Here is a 19,098-nt window from a genome sequence, read left to right on the forward strand (position 1 = left end):
TTACCATTTTTAGTCTAAGCTTTTTCTTTATAACACACAATATCATAAATGCATCACAGATGACATTGGGAATCTTACAATGGCTCTTGAACCAATTATTCTTATTCCTGCCCGTATGGGCTCAACCCGTCTTCCTCAAAAAGCTCTCGCTGAAATTGGCGGAAAACCGATGATTGTTCATGTCGTAGAACAAGCCAAAAAAGCTGGAATAGGACGTACAATCGTTGCAACAGATCATAATGATATCGCTAAAGCTGTTGCAGATTATGGGCATGAATATATCATAACACGAGGTGATCATAAGTCTGGATCTGATCGTATTTATGAAGCTTTAGTGCGTATTGATCCTGAACAACGCTACAACGCCATTTTAAATATACAAGGTGACTTACCAACAATCATGCCTCGTGAAATCATTCGTGCGCTACGCCCTCTAGAAAATAGCTTTACTGATATTGCAACCTTGGGTGCCAAAATCATTGAAGAAAATGAAACAAGAGATCCCAATGTTGTCAAAATCATTGGTACACCGCTTTCTCAAAATCGCCTTCGTGCTCTTTATTTTACGCGCGCCAAAGCACCTTATGGAGAGGGTCCTCTTTATCACCATATTGGAATATACGCCTATAGGCGCGAAGCACTTGAGAAATTTGTATCATTCAAACCCTCACCACTTGAGAAACGTGAAAAACTTGAACAATTACGTGCATTAGAAAACAATATGCGTATCGATGTGGAAATAGTCGATACAATTCCCTTAGGTGTAGACACACAACATGATCTCGATAGAGTTTGTGAGATTTTAGCATGAAAATACTTAAAAAAACCAATAAAATTTCTTTCCAAGGAGAATACGGCGCTAATTCCCATATTGCTTGCTCCAATATGTTCCCCAATATGGATGCTGTTCCCTCTGCTACTTTCGAAGACGCCCTTAATTTAGTGGAAAGCGGGAAAGCTGATCTTGCTATGATCCCTATTGAAAATACCCTTGCGGGACGCGTTGCAGACATTCATCATCTTTTACCACAGTCATCTCTTTATATTATTGATGAATATTTTTTACCTATCCATTTTCAACTCATGGTTTTGCCCGGCGTTACACATGACGAAATTAAAACCGTCCACAGCCATACGCATGCCCTTGCACAATGCCGAAAAATCATACGAAACAACGGTTGGAAACCTGTTGTTTCTGCTGACACCGCTGGAGCTGCAAAATTTATTAAAAAAAATGCTAAACGTTCACAGGCTGCCTTAGCACCTTTAATCGCAGCAGAACTCTATGGACTTGATATTCTTGAAAGAGATGTTGAAGATAACCCTCATAATATTACCCGTTTTGTCATCCTTTCACGCTCCAAACGACATGTCCCCAAACCTCAAAATGGCGAAAAAATCATCACCAGTCTTCTTTTTCGAGTGCGCAATGTCCCCGCTGCTCTCTATAAAGCTATGGGAGGATTTGCAACGAATGGTATCAATATGACAAAATTAGAAAGCTATCAAATTGGTGGAAATTTCAATGCAACACAGTTCTTTGTTGATATTGAAGGACATCCTGAAGACCCGATGATGAAACTTGCCTTAGAAGAATTATCTTTCTTTTCTGCAGAACTGCGTATTATCGGTACTTATCCAGCACAAAACGATCGAACATCGTATATATAAAAGCAATTAAGCTGCTATCATTTTTTGTTGATATCAAAAAGCATCGTAAAAATTTCATAATGCAACGTATCTTGAAAGAGCTCGTTTTTTTCTACTCAACACCCTTCATAAAAACTGAAGAAGAAAAAACGGCTCATAAAAGAATATATAAATTATTTCCATAATATTTTTTCACAAATTATATCATGATAAAAAGCACTTCAACTTGTATAAAAACCAGTGTAAAAAAACACAGTAACCAAAAATAAAAACGCTTGTACCATCTATTTCCCTTTATATATTCAAAGAGAGCTTCTTGAGAAAAGTCATTTCCTCTGACAATATTCCAATAAAGATAACGAACTTCTAAATTAGCTCTCAAAACAATTCAAATTATTATACATGATAGAGCATTCAAATTTCTTAGACTGATATCAGTCTGAACATGGTTTAAAGCTAGAAAATGCAACTCAACCCTGATTTTAGCGTTAAGTTTGAGCTTTTATCTTTATAAAAATTGATTTATGATTCACCTCACTTTAGAAAAAGGAGAGGATAATGAAAAAAATCTTCATGCAAGTATTATTAGCCGCAAATATTCTTGCCTACTCTAGTGTTGCATTTGCTGGCTTTGGTGAGAAAAAATGGAATTTTGGGCTGGATGAAAGTGTTGTGATCATCCCATCCGATACAATCCATCAAGGAGCTGAATACTCTTGTAGTATCTTTGAACCGAAGAAAGTATCCTTTACTTTATCATACTCTACCCCTTCTGATTTAAACAAATTGAGAATTGCTGTTGATGATGAAAAGAAAATAACCCATGATAAAGAAAAGAAGATCTTTATCCTAAAAAATATAAAATCTCTTCATATAAGTTTTCCTTCGTCAGGACATTATATTTTTAAAAATATTACGAAGAAAAAAGTTGTTGGAACAAATTGTGACACAGGAGATTATGATTAACAATATTTCTATAACATCTAAATTTGAGTAGAGTTATTCTTTTTTCAGGTATTTTTTTCAAAATAGGGCATAATGAGCCATTAAAACTAATCGCTGAAAAGCTTATTTTTGTCCTAATATGGCAAACCTTAAGCTGCTTATAAGGTTAGATATTAAAGAACTTTTGCGAAAACTAAATGACTAAAATTAAATTGTTCTGTATTTTCTACTATCAGAGCTATTTTTTTAATAAGAATATAACTTCTATCTTTGCAACTGCTTTATTTTAAGTACTATAAAGCACATCGTACCCAAATCACTTAGATAAACAGAAAAGTAAAATTTGCTCTACAGATGCATTCCTCGCTGCATTTTAAATCATACTCATTCAGCTTTTGTAAAAATTCATCTCGCTTTTCCCTCCTTATTAAAGAATATAATTATTTGAAACTATAAAATATCGCTTATATCGAATAAGAACCATTTTTATGCTTATAAAACCAGTATCCCCTTATTTCTATAGCGTTGAATGTTGCATCTTCTCTTGTATAAGTACAGCCCCTTAAAAATATATGAAATCTTTTCTCAAATAATGAAACTTCATATATTGATCCATTTTGTGATAAACATCAATGTTTTTTAATTAAAAGAACAAGCACGCAAAAAAAGAGCGATAACATCTACTCAGTACTTATATATTTATATTATGTTAAAAGAAAAAACATTACATATTTTATATTCTCATTCACTATAGAAATGAGGTGGTACTCTTATAAGATACTGGCTTATCATTATAAGACTTTGATTTTCTTACACTGAATTACAACCACAAATAAAGTAAGATCCTCCCATCTTAAATCTCATATTGAATCCATTAAAATCGTTTCCTTGAAAGTTACAAATGAGAGTGGTGTGTGAGTAAAAACGATTAAAAAAGGAATAAAAATGCTTCTTATAAAGCCTCTCAAGTGCAAGGGATCGCAACATTGGGAGTTGTTAAGTAGTATGAGGGCTAAAATTTATACTTTGTATTAAGCATAAAGAGGGTAGCGCAACAATAGATTTATAACTCAAGGGAAGCATGTATACTATTTATGAGTGGAGTTTGAAATATAGTTAAGAGTATTGAGCAATCGCTCTTTCAAAAGCCTGTGAATGTATAACATTAAATGTATTCTGTTTGGGATGTTCTGTTTTGTATAGAGGAGCAACACCATTAAAGCAATATTTTATAATTCTTTAAATAGCACTCTTCCCCCTGACTTTCGAATGTTAGCCAATCACATGATCTATCTGCTTTATTTGCTTCTTTGACTGTTGTAAATTTTTGATGATTCAATTTCGTAGTTTTAGAACAGATGTATCTATCCTAAAACTCTTACATGTTTCAGCGAATGAGATAATTATACATTCAGACTATCTTAAGCGAAAAAATATTTTCATACCAAATAAATATGCAGAGCTACTGCTATAAAAACTGGTAAATCCACAATCTCTTTGTTGTTTATATATCAATAAATTAAATGCAAAGGAAAATTCTTCGTCTTTCTTAGGATATTTTTCGTTTCTGAGCTTGATTTTTCATTCCAAATCGACAATATGGACTTGGGAGGTTGGTGGTGGACGAACTACTCGCCAACTGGGTCAGGTCTGGAAAGAAGCAGCCCCAACGAGTTCTGGTACGGGTCATCGTTCCAACCTCCTATTTTGCTGAAGAAATTATTTTTTATGCTGTCTTTTAGCGAGGTATTTTTAATCTTCAGAGCGGCATTTGTATGCAGCAAATAAAGGGGTTTTGTTATTTTTAAACAAATTGTCCCATAAATAATTTGATTAAGAAAAAATCCTTTTATATGAGACTACAGTATTGATCTATGCTTTTGTATTATCAAAATGTACGCATAAAGAACTTCGAAGTTGGAAATACTCATGGAAAATTTACCGGTAGAAACAGCCTATCGTGTTCTTGCTCGTAAATATCGACCCCAAAACTTCTCTGACCTCATTGGTCAGGAAGCTATGGTGCGTACTCTCACCAACGCCTTTGAAAAAGGTCGTATTGCACAAGCGTGGATGTTAACAGGGATTCGTGGCGTAGGTAAAACCACAACAGCACGTATTTTGGCACGTGCACTTAATTATAAAACAAAAGATATTGACCAACCAACAACTGTATTGGACTCTCTTGGTGAACATTGCACACAAATTATCGAAGGACGCCATATTGATGTTATAGAAATGGATGCCGCTTCTCATACGGGCATTGATGATATTCGTGAAATTATTGAACAAATACGCTATCGTCCTGTTTCTGCACGCTATAAGGTTTATATTATCGATGAAGTACATATGCTCTCAACACAAGCCTTTAATGGTTTATTGAAAACTCTTGAAGAACCACCTTCCCATGTGAAATTTATTTTTGCCACAACAGAAATTCGCAAAGTTCCTATTACAATTCTTTCGCGTTGCCAACGTTTTGATTTACGACGTATTGACTCAAAAGCTTTGAGTGCACATTTGCGTCAAATTGCGAAATATGAAAAGGTAGAAGTAGAAGATCAAGCACTCTCTATGATTGCCCGTGCTGCAGAAGGATCTGCACGTGATGCATTATCCATTTTTGATCAAGCAATCGCCCATAGCAATGGCAATGTTAATGCTATTGCGGTGCGTACAATGTTAGGATTAGCGGATCAAGCACGTATTATTGATCTTTTTGAATTTATCATGAAGGGCGATGTTGTCAATGCGTTACATGAATTACGCAGTCAATATGAAGCAGGTGCTGATCCTCTTACTATATTGACAGAACTAGCCGATTTTAATCATCTGGTCACACGTTTACGTTTTACACCAGAAATAGTGGAAGATTTCTCTCTGACTGAAGAACAACGTTTAAGAAGTTTAGACTTTTCAAAAAAACTTTCCGTTCCTATTTTATCCCGAAACTGGCAAATGTTACTCAAAGGTTTACAGGAAGTTAATCAAACTGCACGTCCTCTTCAAGCCGCTGAAATGCTTTTAATTCGTCTTGCTCACACGGCTGACTTACCAACTCTTGATGAGGCTTTAAAAAAGCTTACGCAAGAAAAAACGCCTCTCACACTGGTTAAAAACTCTTCTCATCAAGAATCTACAAATGAAAATAATATAACAAAAGAAACAATGGTCGGAGCCCATGCTTCCTCGAGCATTTCAAATACATTAGCCGATCAATCAGATTTAAAAACATCTTTGAAAAACCAATTAGATCATTCCTTACAACCAGAAAATTTAGTTAAAAATCAAAACCATGACAAAATCAGCGCCCAAGAAGTAACAGAAATTCTAGAAACTTCTCAATCTACTGATCTTTCTGAAAAGATTGCAAATTTATCGCATTCTGTCACGCAAACAACAGAAAAGATTACTGAACCTAAAACTCTCGTGATTAATTCTTTGCACGATATTGTTCAATTAGCCGAACAGCATAATGACGTTCCCTTCAAACTCCTTGTTAAAGAATTTGTTCATCCTGTTTCTTTTGAAGCTGGGCATATTACCTTAAGACTTTCTGAAAATACCCCACAATTTCTTGCTCATGATATAGAAAAAAAGATATCTCAATGGACAGAAAAACGCTGGACAATAACTTTTGTTAATGAAGGAGGTGGCCCAACCTTACAGGAGGAAAGTATAGCGATTCAAAAGACTCTTTTTTCCAATGCAGAAACAGATCCTGATATCGCGAAAATCCTCAATCATTTCCCAGAAGCAAAAATTGTCGATATTCGACTTAATAAAGAAGAAAATGATCTTGATTTACTCCCCAATACCTTTAAAAATGCTGATATTTTTAAAAATAAAAATGATATCAATGATGAATAAGGATACCTATTCCTATGCGTGAAATGATGAGCATGATGAAAAAAGCCAAAGAAATGCAAGAAAAAATGCAGAAGATTCAAGAAGAAATAGCTAATCTGCAAGCTGTGGGCACTGCAGGGGGTGGTCTCGTCAATATCACTTTAAATGGCAAAAATATTATAACAGCAATTCAAATTGATCCTTCATTACTCAAACCTGAGGAAGCTGAAATTCTTGAAGATCTCATTATGGCAGCTTATAATGAAGCAAGAACAAAAATCGAAATCGCAATAGAAGAAAAAACCAAAAGTATGACGGCAGGACTACCACTCCCATCAGGTTTCAAGCTTCCATTTTAATGAAACGGATTTTTTCCGTGGGACAAAAATATGTCTAAATACATTGCAGGACCTGAGATTGAACGTCTCATTCAGATTTTATCACGGTTACCAGGTCTTGGTCCACGTTCAGCGCGTCGTGCTGCACTTCATCTTATCAAAAAAAAAGAGACATTGCTGGAGCCTTTAGGAGCAGCTATACAAGCAGCTATAGAAAAAGTCGGCATTTGTTCTGTTTGTGGAAATGTCGATACCATTGATCCTTGTTCAATTTGTACAGATTTGCGCCGCGATGATACAACAATCATCGTTGTTGAGGATATTGCTGATCTGTGGGCTCTTGAACGCGCAAAAACTTTAGCCGCACGTTACCATGTGTTGGGTGGACGACTCTCCCCCTTAGATGGAATAGGTCCTGACGAACTCAACATTGCCACCTTAATACAGCGTGTTGTACAAAACCCTATTACGGAAATTATTCTTGCTGTCAATGCGACTGTCGAAGGTCAAACAACTGCTCACTATATCACCGATCAGCTTTCCAATTTTCCAGTTAAAATTACGCGACTTGCTCATGGTGTCCCTGTAGGAGGCGAGCTTGATTATCTTGATGACGGAACTTTAGCAGCAGCTGTACAAGCAAGAACAAATCTTTAAAAATTTCTTTCTCTTACCTGTTATCTCGTTTTATTTACTATTATTTCTTTGTATGGGGAAAATATTCAAGTGATAAAGAAAAAACTCTCACTTTTAAACGACCTTGGTCCTGGTATTCTAGTATGTTTACTCATATCAGCCTTAGCTTATGGCTTAGAAGTCTTAGAAAAACAGCTTTTGGGACAAGCTTGGCTTGAAAGCCTTGTTTTGGCAATTCTTTTAGGATCGATTATCCGTAGTTGTTTTCCTTTGCCAACATATTTTCAAAAAGGTATCACCTTTTCTGCAAAAACACTTCTCGAAATTGCTATCGTTCTTCTAGGAGCAAGCATTAGCATTAACGCAGTCCTTTCAGCTGGTTGGAATTTGCTTGCTAGTATCATTTTCGTGATATTCGTAACGATTATCCTGAGCTTTGCCATCGGCCGACTTTTCGGGCTTTCTACACATTTAGCAATGCTGGTCGCTTGTGGGAATGCTATTTGTGGCAATTCAGCTATTGTCGCCGTTGCACCTGTCATAAAAGCAAAACATGACGATGTAGCTGCGTCAATTGCCTTCACTGCTCTTTTAGGAATTCTTATTATTTTATTTCTACCCTTTTTACATCCATCTCTGAATTTGTCATTTAGCCAATATGGTGTGCTTGCTGGCATGGTTGTGTATGCTGTACCACAGGTTTTAGCAGCAACAGCACCTATCTCTTTTCTGAGTGTTCAAATTGCAACAATTGTCAAATTAGTACGGGTTCTCATGTTAGGCCCTGTTATTTTTACTCTATCAATCATTTATCGCCGATCAGCACAAACACGCTTGCGTTTACATACCCTCGTCCCATGGTTTATCATTGGCTTTATTATCATGATGCTTGTTCGCTCAAGTGGTCTTATCCCTGAAAAGGCTATCAATCCCATCAAATTTATTGCCCAGTTGTTTACTGTTATCTCAATGGCTGCACTAGGATTAGGTGTTGATATCCGATCACTAAAAAAAGCAGGATGGCGCGTCATTTTGGCTTCAACCTGCTCCATAATTATTCTCGGTATTTGTAGCCTTATCATGATACAATTGAATGATTTAAATCATATAACATTTTAAATGTGCATTGATTATTATTTTTTCAACGTAGTATGCAATCAACCCAAAGTCCTCATTATTATTAAAATCAGTTCTTTCATAAACCAGAAAAAATTCTAAAATACTGCTCATTATTCTATACAAAAAATTGAAAGAGCTGATATTTAAGTGAAAACTGTCAAATGTGCTTTTCAGTCCATAATGATTTGCAACAGGGTAGTATCAAAATACGTAACTCATGCAAAATAATGCCATTTCTTTCATCTGCTCTCATTACGCTAAGGTTTTTATACAAAGACTGATAAAATATATTCTTATTTGGAAAAAATGTGGGGTCATAACTTTTCCTCTTTTAAATTACTTTTACTTACTATGTAATACAAGTGGCATCAAAGTACTATTTGATAGCTTACAAGTTGTGACAACCCTTACATTTAAACGATTCGTGAAAGGAGTTTTGATTCATACGCTAACTCCGCTTGTAATATACAAGCTAATAACTTTAATTGTTTCACCATAAGTAGACTTAAAATAAGAGAATCTTACAATACTCAAGGTACTCATTCAAAAAGTGATAAAAATAAGGATTAAATCAACATCTCGTTCTATCCCATAAAAAGATATTGTTGCTTATTGGCACTAGTAACTTTCTTACAAATGAAATATACGATAATGAAAAGATTAAAAATACAGCAGGACTTTTATTTATCGTTTTATTCAACTAAAATATTTTTATGCTTATCCTTGCTATAGATACTGCTTCAATTTATTGTGCTGTTGCGCTTATTCGTCATAAATCTGTTATTGCGCGTATCAATGAACGCATGAACAAAGGACATGCCGAAAAAATTATTGGGCAGATTACACAAATAATGAAACAAGCCAATATGACGCTTGATCAAGTTGAGCGTATTGCTGTCAATATTGGACCTGGATCATTTACTGGTGTACGTGTCGGTGTTGCAACAGCGCGCGCTTTGGCATTAGCACTTGAAATACCAGCTGTTGGAGTGAGTGCTCTTGAAGCGTTAGCAGCACAAGTCATAAACAGTAAAAGTACAGTATCAGCAATTACTGTTGTCATTGAAGCAGGGAGAGGGATGTTCTACCATCAAAATTTTCATAATGATCTCACACCTTTGGGAGCGCCGGGATTAAAAACAATTGAAAATATCCTCGAAGATTTGCCAAAAAAAACCCGACTGACTGGCCCAGCTGCTGATGTTGTTGTGGAGCATATTAAAAACCATAAAATACACGAAAAAATTGTCCTAGAAAAAATTCCCTGCGAAGCGGCCGATATTGTAAACTATGCTTATCTTGCTGCAAACAAACAATCAAAAAATTCACCTCGCCCACTCTATCTACGCAGCGCTGATGCAAAACAACAAACCAATTTTGCTTTACCACAAAAAAAATAATGCCCAAATTTTCATTGACAAAAAAGAATTTTGGAATTGCTCCGCTACAAGTTAATGATAGTGCTTCTCTTCATCAAATTCATCAGCATTGTTTTACCCCTTCTTGGGAAAAACAAGCTTTTGATAATTTCTTAACAGATCACTCTATCTTCGGATACAAAGCTTTTCTCATTGATCACTCTGATCAAATTTTAGGCTTTTGCCTATGCCGTCTCATCCTTGATGAAGCAGAAATCATCACAATTGCTGTTCACCCTCATTATCGTCAAAAAGGAATTGGTACCTTTCTTATTGAAAGCACAGTTCACTATCTTCACGACAAGGGCGCCATAAAATTATTCTTGGAAGTAGAAGCCACAAATCTTTCTGCTTTGAACCTTTATCAACGCTTTGAATTTCAAAAAATTTCTGAACGTCTTGCCTACTACGCGTCAAAAAATGGTCGTGGTGATGCAATTATCATGCAAAAAACTTTTAAGCAAATAGATTGAGATTTGTGTAAAAAACATTTACACATGCGCTATGAATAAAGTAAATCCTAAAAATACGCCTCCTGTTGCTCCTAAAAAGGTTTTTATCAAAACCTATGGATGTCAAATGAATGTTTATGATAGCCAACGGATGACTGATAGCCTCAGTTCGCAAGGCTATGTGACAACACAAATTCCCAATGATGCCGATCTTATTCTTGTTAATACCTGTCATATTCGTGAAAAAGCAGCAGAAAAACTTTATTCTGATCTCGGTCGTTTGCGCGTTATGCGTCAAGAGCGCACACCTGATAAACCCCTTATGGTTGGTGTAACAGGTTGTGTTGCACAAGCTGAGGGAAGTGAAATCTTGCGCCGTGCTCCAACAGTGGATCTTGTTATTGGTCCGCAAATGTATCATCGCTTGCCAGAATTGTTAGAAAAAGCCAAACAAGGGAAAAAAATTATCGAAACAGACTATGCTGTTGAAGATAAATTTGCTCATTTGCCGCCCCATAATAAACATGCAGTAAGAAAACGAGGTGTTAGCGCATTTTTAACAGTACAGGAAGGTTGCGATAAATTTTGCACTTTTTGTGTTGTTCCTTACACACGCGGTGCTGAAATATCACGATCCGTTGAGCAAATTACTGAAGAAGCCCTTCAACTCATCGAAGCGGGTGTCAAAGAAATTACGCTGCTTGGACAAAATGTCAATGGTTGGCATGGACAAAGTGCTGATGGCAAAACTTGGCGTCTTGGCGATCTTCTTTATCATCTCGCAAAACTCGATGGTTTAAAGCGTTTGCGTTACACAACCAGCCACCCACGTGATATGGATGATAGCCTTATTGCCGCGCATCGAGATCTTGATATGTTAATGCCTTACCTCCATCTTCCTGTTCAATCAGGTTCAGATCGCATCTTAAAAGCCATGAACCGACAACACAAAAGCTCTCATTATCTTCATCTTATCGAAAAAATTCGAACCGTACGGCCAGATATTGCCTTTTCAGGCGATTTTATTGTAGGGTTTCCAGGAGAAACAGATGAAGACTTTGAAGAAACCATTAAACTTATTCAACAAGTACAGTACAGTTCAGCTTATTCTTTTAAATATTCCCCCCGTCCTGGAACAGTGGGAGCCACAATGAAAAATCATGTTGATGAATCTGTAAAAGATGCCCGACTTCAACATTTACAAGCCCTTCTCCTTGAGCAACAAAATGCGTTTTTGCGTTCTAAAATTGATCAAAAAACGGACGTTCTCATCGAAAAACCTGGACGTCACTCAGGGCAAATGGTAGGGCGTTCCCCTTGGCTTTTACCTGTTGTTGTCGATACAGAAGCCTCTACAGGTAGCGTGATAGAAATTCATATTAAAAATGCAAGCTCAAACAGTTTTGTTGGTGAAGTGACAAATAGATAAACATGCCTCTAATACCTTGTTCAAAAATAAATATTTTGGAAAACTCTTTTATTTTAAAAGCAAATGATTACATCTAAAGCGTGCACTTTTTGTAAAAATTGTCTTTTATAAAATTTACTTAACAAAATGTGCAACATTTATGTAGATATGGAGAATAGGCTGAAAGCTTCAACCGAAAAAATAAAGCGTATTAAAGAAAAAGTAAATACGTCCCTTGAAAAGGCTGATACCTTGAAACAAACAAGCGCTTCAGATGTGAGCCAAGTTGTTTTGATTTTCGAAAATAATAAATATGCAAAAGCAGTTTTTGGTAAATTTGACGAAAATCTCGCTTATATCGAAAAAAAACTCGAACTTAGTATTCATCCGCGTGGTAATGAAGTCTTAATCCGTGGAAATGTTTCTGTTATAAAACGTGCGCAATATGTATTGCAGCAGCTTTATGAACGTGCCAAAACACATCAAGAGCTCACTTTATCAGATATAAAAGGAGCGATTGCTATGGCAAATATACCAAAGAAGCAGAAAGAAGACACAATAACACACAAATCTGCAACGAAACGTATACCAGCTCGGTTGAGTACCCATAAAAAAATAATTCATGCAAGAACTCCAACACAAGACGCTTACATAAGTGCTATGGAGCATACTGAACTTGTGTTTGGTGTAGGACCAGCAGGAACAGGAAAAACATATCTTGCTGTTGCTCATGCTGCAATGCTTCTAGAACGTGGTATCATTGAGCGAATTATTCTCTCACGTCCAGCTGTTGAAGCTGGAGAACATCTTGGTTTTCTTCCCGGTGATCTCAAAGAAAAAGTCGACCCATATTTACGACCACTTTATGATGCTCTTTATGATATGATGCCCGCTGAAAAAATAGAACGCATTTTAGCCTCTGGTGTCATAGAAATTGCTCCTCTCGCCTTTATGCGCGGACGAACACTTGCCCATGCTGCTGTTATTCTTGATGAGGCACAAAATACTACCCCCATGCAAATGAAGATGTTCCTCACACGTCTTGGAGAAGGAACGCGTATGATCGTTACCGGTGACGTAAGCCAAATTGATTTGCCTACAGGGCAAAAATCAGGTCTCATTGAAGCAATTCGCATTCTTTCAAATGTAGAAAATATTGCAATTGTGCATTTTGATGAAAAAGATGTTGTACGCCATCCACTTGTTGCTGCTATTGTTCGTGCTTATGATCTTGATTCCGAAATACAAAATAAAAAAAAATCATTCGCATGCGATGCATTAAAAAATGAATTTGATTCATCATGATTATTATTGATATAATGATTAAAAGCGCAGGGTGGAATGATGAGAAAATGCTTTATAATATCACTGAAAAAGCATTAATGACAACTATGCATCATGTTTCATTGGCAAATGTTGTAAGCGAGATTAGCCTGCTTTTTACGGATGATGAACATATGGCACAAATCAATGCACAATGGCGCAACAAAAACAAATCTACTAATGTATTATCCTTTCCTGCTTTTCCACTTAAAGCTGGAAATCGACCTGGTCCCATACTCGGTGATATTATTATTGCCCGAGAAACTGTTGTTTTCGAAGCAGAGAAAGAAGGAAAAACATTTCAAGACCATTTAACACATATGATTGTTCATGGTATCTTGCATCTGCTTGGTTATGACCATGAAACTGATGATGAAGCATATAAAATGGAAAAGCTCGAAAGAGAAATTCTTCAAAAGCTTTCCATAAAAGATCCTTACGCATAATTGTCTATCAATGATAAAATTTAACTTTTAAAATCAATATTACCAGCATACCATTTAAAGCCTCTTATTTATCTATTATAAAAAAGAAAGTCTAAAAGATTTCAAAACCATGGCAAACAAAATAAATGCACAAAATAATAGTCAAGCATCTTCTAATAATGAAAAAGACCCCTCTCAACAGACGAATCATACAGAGAAATATTCCCTGATGAATCATTTATTTTCATTCTTACGGGGTCGTAATTGTGCATCTACGTCACTGCGCGATGATCTTACCATTGCACTCACGACTAACAATGAAAAAGATACCGCCCTCTTCTCACCTGAAGAACGTACTATGCTGCATAACATTTTACGCTTACGTGAAGCACGCGTGGATGATGTTATGATACCTCGTTCTGAAATCGAAGCATTAGAAATAAACACCTCTCTTGGAGAAACCCTTAAATGTTTTGCAAAAATTGGTCATTCTCGTATCCCCGTTTATGCTGAAACTTTAGATGATCCGCGCGGCATGATCCATATCCGCGATATTCTTAACTACATCACTCGCTTTATTATCAACCCAACAAAAACCGAACAAAAATCCGATTTGCTTCAATTAAACCATACAGACTTGCATACTCCAATCGGTGAATTGGATTTGATCCGAACAGTTCTCTTTGTTCCCAGTTCTATGCTTGCAAGCAAATTATTAACACGGATGCAAACTACACGAACTCAAATGGCTTTAGTTATTGATGAACATGGAGGAACAGATGGTCTCGTTTCAATGGAAGATATTGTTGAGTTAGTCGTTGGGGATATCGAAGATGAACATGATAATGTCGACAATGCTATCGTACGTGAACCAAATAATAAATGGCTCGTTGATGCAAGAACTGAACTAGAAGATGTGGAGAAAGCTCTTGGTCCTGATTTTATCGTAGGGGAATATGGTGATGAAGTTGATACTATTGGTGGTTTGATCGTCTCAATTCTTGATCGCATTCCTGCTAAAGGTGAAATTGTCGAAGCTGTACCTGGCTATAGATTTCGTATTTTAGAAGCTGATAAACGCCGGATTAAACGATTGCGCATTTTTCGCATTCCCAAAAATGAGAATCTTGAGAACAATGCCATCCCTAAAGAATAGTCCAGCATTTTTAAACAATTTCATCGTTTTTTTGTTCTCTGTTACAGGCTGGAAGCGCCAAGCATGGATATTTCTGTGTGGTGCTCTTACTTCTTTTGCACTTCCACCCTTTTATTTAACACCTCTTTGCTTTTTAACTTTCCCTCTCTTTATTGTTTTACTTGACTCAATACAGACCACCCAAAACAATAAAAAACATTTTTTTACTTACGCTTTAAGCTGTGGAACCTTTGGTTTTAGTTATTTTATTTGCGGCCTTTGGTGGCTATGCAATGCTTTGTTAACAGATCCAGATTCTTTTGGTTGGGCAGTCCCATTAGCCATTTTAGTCCCTCCACTCTACCTTTCTCTTTATTGGTTTTTTTCTGGTTTCATTGTCGGTTTATTATGGACAAAAGGAATAGCACGCTTTTTTGTTTTAGCCTTTGCATTAGGATTATCCGAGTGGTTGCGTGCGTTTTTATTCACAGGATTTCCATGGAATTCTCTTGGCTATACAGCCATGCCAACCCCAATGTTCATGCAATCTGATGCAATCGTAGGACTTTACGGAATGAATATTCTTGCTGTCTTAGCCTACAGTTTGCCAACTGTTTTATTAACGAATGAAAAAAAGAAAGTGGCACTTTCTCTTTGCTTATCACTTATATTCATTCACTGTGGTTTTGGGTTTTATCGTCTTCATACTATAGAAAACACAACTGAAGATCAAAAAAGTGCTTATTGGGTGCGCATTGTTCAACCGTCCATCCAACAAAATATAAAATTGCGTGATAATACACGAGAATCTATGTTGGAAGCGCATATGAAGCTAAGTGCAACGCCAACAACCGATCAAAATTCAGAACCCGATTTTATCGTATGGCCTGAAGCTTCCGTTCCTTACCTTCTCTATGATAATTCATCTATCACAATGCGCATTGCCTCTTTTTTAAAACCTAAACAATGGGCTATTGTTGGAGCAATACGCGCCAGCAATGATCTACCTCATTCCCAAACACAATATTTTAATACAATTGCAGTCATTAATGCTCAAGGTAATATTTTAAATACTTCCGATAAACTTCATTTGGTTCCTTTTGGTGAGTATCTTCCTTATCAGAATTTATTGAAAAAAATTGGATTGCGTACCCTTGCTGATAATATTGGTGGATATAGTGCTGCAAGTGTGCGCAAAATTGTTACAATGCCAAACGGATTTTCTTATCTACCCTTAATTTGTTATGAAGCAATATTTCCCCATGAAATGACTTTTAAAGGCTCCCCGCCTCAAGCAATTATTAATATTACAAATGATGCATGGTTTGGTGTAACACCTGGACCCTATCAACATCTTCAACAAGCACAGCTTCGTGCCGTTGAACTGGGAATCCCCCTCATACGGGCAGCCAATAATGGCATATCAGCTGTTATTGATTCTTATGGACGAATCGTTGTAGCTCTTCGACAAAATGCTGTAGGCATTATTGATTCACAAGTTCCATCATCCATTACCCCTATAGGAAGCAATGAATACAGAACTTTCTCTACTTTTATCTTATTCATCCTTATGCTATTGTGTCGTATTGGTTTTGGTTTTACAAAACAGCTTAAATGATTCAAGTGCCCTTTGTACGGTATTGTGTTGCGTGTACCAGTGATATTGGGAAAAAATATTACATATTGTTTTAATTATATGATAAATCAACTGCGCATAAATATGATGTTGGTTTAGAAGAAAAATGCTGGAAATAAAGAGTTGCATTATGACCGAAACTAGAAAAAAACCTGACCCTATAGATATCTATGTTGGAACTCGTATCCGTTTACGTCGTAATATTTTAGGACTCACTCAAGAGAAACTAGGTGAAAAATTAGGAATTACTTTTCAGCAAATCCAAAAATATGAAAAAGGAACAAACCGTATTGGTGCCAGCCGTCTTCAAGCGATAGCGGAAATTATGGATGTTCCTGTTTCTTACTTTTTTGATAAAGGTATTACCTCCCAACAAGTAGAGGGTTTTGCTGAAAGTGAACACAATTTTATAGACTTTTGTTCTAGCAGCGAAGGGATTCAGCTCATGCGCGCTTTTACAAATATATCTGATGCTAAAGTGCGTCGAAAAATTATTGACTTGGCAAAAGCACTTTCTGAGGAAGATTTGACAAATAAGTTATAACTTAAAATTATATCTTTTCTCTTTTATTCATATACATTTGCATTGACTATTTGCTGTAGAATTAGCAAATGGTGACGACTTTAGTAAGCAATTGATTAAATCGTTGGTTTTCTTTTTTGAAGGAGTTCCTATGCCGCATCAAGATTATCTTTTTACGAGCGAATCGGTATCGGAAGGACATCCTGATAAAATTTGTGATCGTATTTCCGATGAAATTGTTGATATGATCTATAAAGAAGCTGAAAAGACTGGTACTGATCCATGGTTAGTACGCGTTGCCTGTGAAACTCTCGTCAGTGTCAACCGTGTTGTTATCGCTGGTGAAGTACGTGTTCCCGATACGCTATTAAAAAAAGATAAAAATAAAGAATTCATCTATGATGAAACTAGCTTTCCACTCATTAATCCTACACGTTTTCGTACAGCAGCGCGCCGTGCTATTCGTACCATTGGCTATGAACAAGCAGGCTTCCATTGGAAAACTGTTAAAATTGATGTTCTTTTGCGCCCACAATCAGCTGATATAGCAAGAGGGGTTGATAATGCTACGGATCGGCATGGTGAAGAAGGAGCGGGTGATCAAGGTATCATGTTTGGATATGCTTGCCGTGAAACACCTGATCTCATGCCTGCGCCAATTTATTATGCGCATAAAATTCTCAAACTTCTTGCCGCAGCTCGTCATAAAGGAGAGGGAGAAACTGGAAAATTAGGACCAGATGCTAAAAGCCAAATAACCATACGTTATAAAAATGGAAAACCGATAGAGGTCACATCCATTGTTCTTTCAACGCAGCACCTTGATGAAAGCTGGGATTCCAATAAAGTACGTACAGTGGTTGAACCTTACATTCGCCAAGCTTTACATGACATTCCCATTGCAGCTCAATGCAGTTGGTATATTAACCCAACAGGAAAATTTGTCATTGGAGGCCCTCAAAGCGATGCCGGATTAACGGGACGCAAAATTATTGTGGATACTTACGGAGGTGCAGCACCCCATGGAGGCGGTGCTTTTTCAGGAAAAGATACAACAAAAGTTGATCGTTCTGCTGCCTATGCGGCACGCTATCTGGCTAAGAATATTGTTGCTGCTCATTTAGCAGAGAGATGCACCATTCAACTCTCCTATGCAATTGGTATTGCACAACCTTTATCTATTTATCTTAATCTTCATGGAACAGGAAAAGTCGATGAAAAGGTTATTGAAGAAGCCATCCGCAAAATAATGGACCTTTCACCTACCGGCATTCGAAAACATCTTGACCTCAATAAACCTATTTATGCGAAAACAGCTGCCTATGGTCACTTTGGTCGTAAACCAAAACACGATGGTTCGTTTTCATGGGAAAAAACTGATCTCGTGAAAACGCTTCAAACAATGATCCAAATCCCATGATTAAACATAATATACGTAAGAGTGAAGCATTTTTTGGACGCCGACAAGGAAAACAACTTCGAGACAGTCAGCTTACACGTATACAAATGCTTCTCCCCAGTTTGAATATTGATTTAAATGTCCCTCCTCCCTTAAACCTTACATCCTTATTTTCAAGCAAAGTAAGAGAAATTCGACTTGAAATCGGTTTTGGTGGAGGTGAACATTTACTTCATGAAATGGCATATTTTCCAAAAACCGGTTTTATCGGCGTCGAGCCCTTTATCAATGGCATGGCAAAAATATTATCGTCTCTTGAACAGCATCAAAACCATCAAAATCGTCTTCGCCTCTATAATGATGATGCTACACGCCTTCTTGATTGGCTCCCTGATAACTCGCTTGATGGAATAGACCTCTTCTATCCTGATCCTTGGCCGAAAAAGAAACACTGGAAACGACGCTTCATCAATATAAAAAATCTTAACCGTTTTGCTCGTGTTCTTAAAATAGGAAAATTTTTTCGCTTTGCTAGCGATATAGACAGTTATGTAAACTGGACTTTGTACCATTGTGCACAACATGATCACTTTGAATGGAAAGCAGAAAGCCCTCAAGACTGGAAACTCCCTTATCCACTATGGAGTGGAACCCGCTATGAAGCAAAAGCTTTACGCGAAGGACGAACGCCTGCCTATCTTACCTTTATCAAGAAATAAATGATCAAGCGCTTTTCTCATAAACAACTTGAAAAATTTTGAATTTAAGAGTATCAATAGTTAAATTCTTGGTCTTATGATGAAGAGTGGGCCGTTGGACCCGCTCTTTTTTAATATCATAAA

17 protein-coding genes and 1 other RNA gene are annotated in these 19,098 nt (G+C 36.8%); all 18 read left to right on the forward strand.

What is annotated here, in order from left to right; genetic code table 11:
* Positions 1 to 79: 79 nt before the first annotated feature.
* Entirely contained in the window at positions 80 to 811 is a 732-nt protein-coding gene (locus ACFILO_RS05045; protein ID WP_375632301.1) for a 3-deoxy-manno-octulosonate cytidylyltransferase, read from the forward strand.
* Positions 808 to 1,671 (forward strand): prephenate dehydratase, encoded by an 864-nt coding sequence (locus tag ACFILO_RS05050; protein ID WP_273790573.1) that lies wholly within the window; start codon positions 808 to 810, stop codon positions 1,669 to 1,671. Before ACFILO_RS05045 ends, ACFILO_RS05050 begins: the two co-directional genes overlap by 4 nt.
* Positions 1,672 to 2,208: 537 nt before the next feature.
* Positions 2,209 to 2,616 carry a hypothetical protein gene (locus ACFILO_RS05055; protein WP_375677930.1) on the forward strand — a complete coding sequence of 136 codons (408 nt, stop codon included), beginning with the start codon at positions 2,209 to 2,211 and terminating at the stop codon, positions 2,614 to 2,616.
* Between the two features lie 1,587 nt (positions 2,617 to 4,203).
* An RNA gene (gene ffs, locus ACFILO_RS05060) (signal recognition particle sRNA small type) lies at positions 4,204 to 4,301 on the forward strand.
* 223 nt (positions 4,302 to 4,524) lie between these two features.
* Positions 4,525 to 6,465 (forward strand): DNA polymerase III subunit gamma/tau, encoded by a 1,941-nt coding sequence (locus tag ACFILO_RS05065; RefSeq protein WP_375632298.1) that lies wholly within the window; start codon positions 4,525 to 4,527, stop codon positions 6,463 to 6,465.
* Between the two features lie 14 nt (positions 6,466 to 6,479).
* Positions 6,480 to 6,803 carry a YbaB/EbfC family nucleoid-associated protein gene (locus tag ACFILO_RS05070; RefSeq protein ID WP_375632297.1) on the forward strand — a complete coding sequence of 108 codons (324 nt, stop codon included), beginning with the start codon at positions 6,480 to 6,482 and terminating at the stop codon, positions 6,801 to 6,803.
* 30 nt (positions 6,804 to 6,833) lie between these two features.
* On the forward strand, positions 6,834 to 7,439 hold the full coding sequence (gene recR, locus ACFILO_RS05075) for a recombination mediator RecR (protein ID WP_273790577.1): 606 nt from the start codon (positions 6,834 to 6,836) through the stop codon (positions 7,437 to 7,439).
* Between the two features lie 69 nt (positions 7,440 to 7,508).
* Positions 7,509 to 8,537: a YeiH family protein gene (locus ACFILO_RS05080; RefSeq protein WP_375677931.1), complete on the forward strand. Its 1,029-nt coding sequence runs from the start codon at positions 7,509 to 7,511 to the stop codon at positions 8,535 to 8,537.
* Between the two features lie 713 nt (positions 8,538 to 9,250).
* A complete protein-coding gene (gene tsaB, locus ACFILO_RS05085; protein ID WP_375677932.1) occupies positions 9,251 to 9,937 on the forward strand; it encodes a tRNA (adenosine(37)-N6)-threonylcarbamoyltransferase complex dimerization subunit type 1 TsaB in 687 nt (228 codons plus the stop codon).
* Positions 9,937 to 10,428, forward strand: a complete 492-nt coding sequence (gene rimI / locus ACFILO_RS05090; protein ID WP_375627639.1) for a ribosomal protein S18-alanine N-acetyltransferase — start codon at positions 9,937 to 9,939, stop codon at positions 10,426 to 10,428. The genes tsaB and rimI overlap by 1 nt, the downstream gene beginning before the upstream one ends.
* A 31-nt stretch (positions 10,429 to 10,459) precedes the next feature.
* Positions 10,460 to 11,836: a tRNA (N6-isopentenyl adenosine(37)-C2)-methylthiotransferase MiaB gene (gene miaB, locus ACFILO_RS05095; protein WP_375632294.1), complete on the forward strand. Its 1,377-nt coding sequence runs from the start codon at positions 10,460 to 10,462 to the stop codon at positions 11,834 to 11,836.
* A 159-nt stretch (positions 11,837 to 11,995) separates the two neighbouring features.
* Entirely contained in the window at positions 11,996 to 13,120 is a 1,125-nt protein-coding gene (locus ACFILO_RS05100; protein WP_375621222.1) for a PhoH family protein, read from the forward strand.
* Positions 13,117 to 13,584: an rRNA maturation RNase YbeY gene (gene ybeY / locus ACFILO_RS05105; protein WP_375632293.1), complete on the forward strand. Its 468-nt coding sequence runs from the start codon at positions 13,117 to 13,119 to the stop codon at positions 13,582 to 13,584. The genes ACFILO_RS05100 and ybeY overlap by 4 nt, the downstream gene beginning before the upstream one ends.
* 109 nt (positions 13,585 to 13,693) lie before the next feature.
* A complete protein-coding gene (locus tag ACFILO_RS05110; RefSeq protein ID WP_375677933.1) occupies positions 13,694 to 14,719 on the forward strand; it encodes a hemolysin family protein in 1,026 nt (341 codons plus the stop codon).
* Entirely contained in the window at positions 14,682 to 16,316 is a 1,635-nt protein-coding gene (gene lnt / locus ACFILO_RS05115; protein WP_375677934.1) for an apolipoprotein N-acyltransferase, read from the forward strand. The genes ACFILO_RS05110 and lnt overlap by 38 nt, the downstream gene beginning before the upstream one ends.
* A 148-nt stretch (positions 16,317 to 16,464) precedes the next feature.
* Positions 16,465 to 16,878 (forward strand): helix-turn-helix domain-containing protein, encoded by a 414-nt coding sequence (locus ACFILO_RS05120; protein ID WP_375611810.1) that lies wholly within the window; start codon positions 16,465 to 16,467, stop codon positions 16,876 to 16,878.
* Positions 16,879 to 17,008: 130 nt separating this feature from the next.
* Positions 17,009 to 18,277 (forward strand): methionine adenosyltransferase, encoded by a 1,269-nt coding sequence (gene metK / locus ACFILO_RS05125; RefSeq protein ID WP_375613312.1) that lies wholly within the window; start codon positions 17,009 to 17,011, stop codon positions 18,275 to 18,277.
* Complete coding sequence (locus ACFILO_RS05130; RefSeq protein ID WP_375613311.1) at positions 18,274 to 18,975, forward strand: tRNA (guanine(46)-N(7))-methyltransferase TrmB; 702 nt, start codon at positions 18,274 to 18,276, stop codon at positions 18,973 to 18,975. Before metK ends, ACFILO_RS05130 begins: the two co-directional genes overlap by 4 nt.
* Positions 18,976 to 19,098: the final 123 nt, after the last annotated feature.

The sequence above is a fragment of the Bartonella sp. AP72JLCBS genome, from assembly GCF_042195705.1.
Lineage (GTDB): Bacteria > Pseudomonadota > Alphaproteobacteria > Rhizobiales > Rhizobiaceae > Bartonella.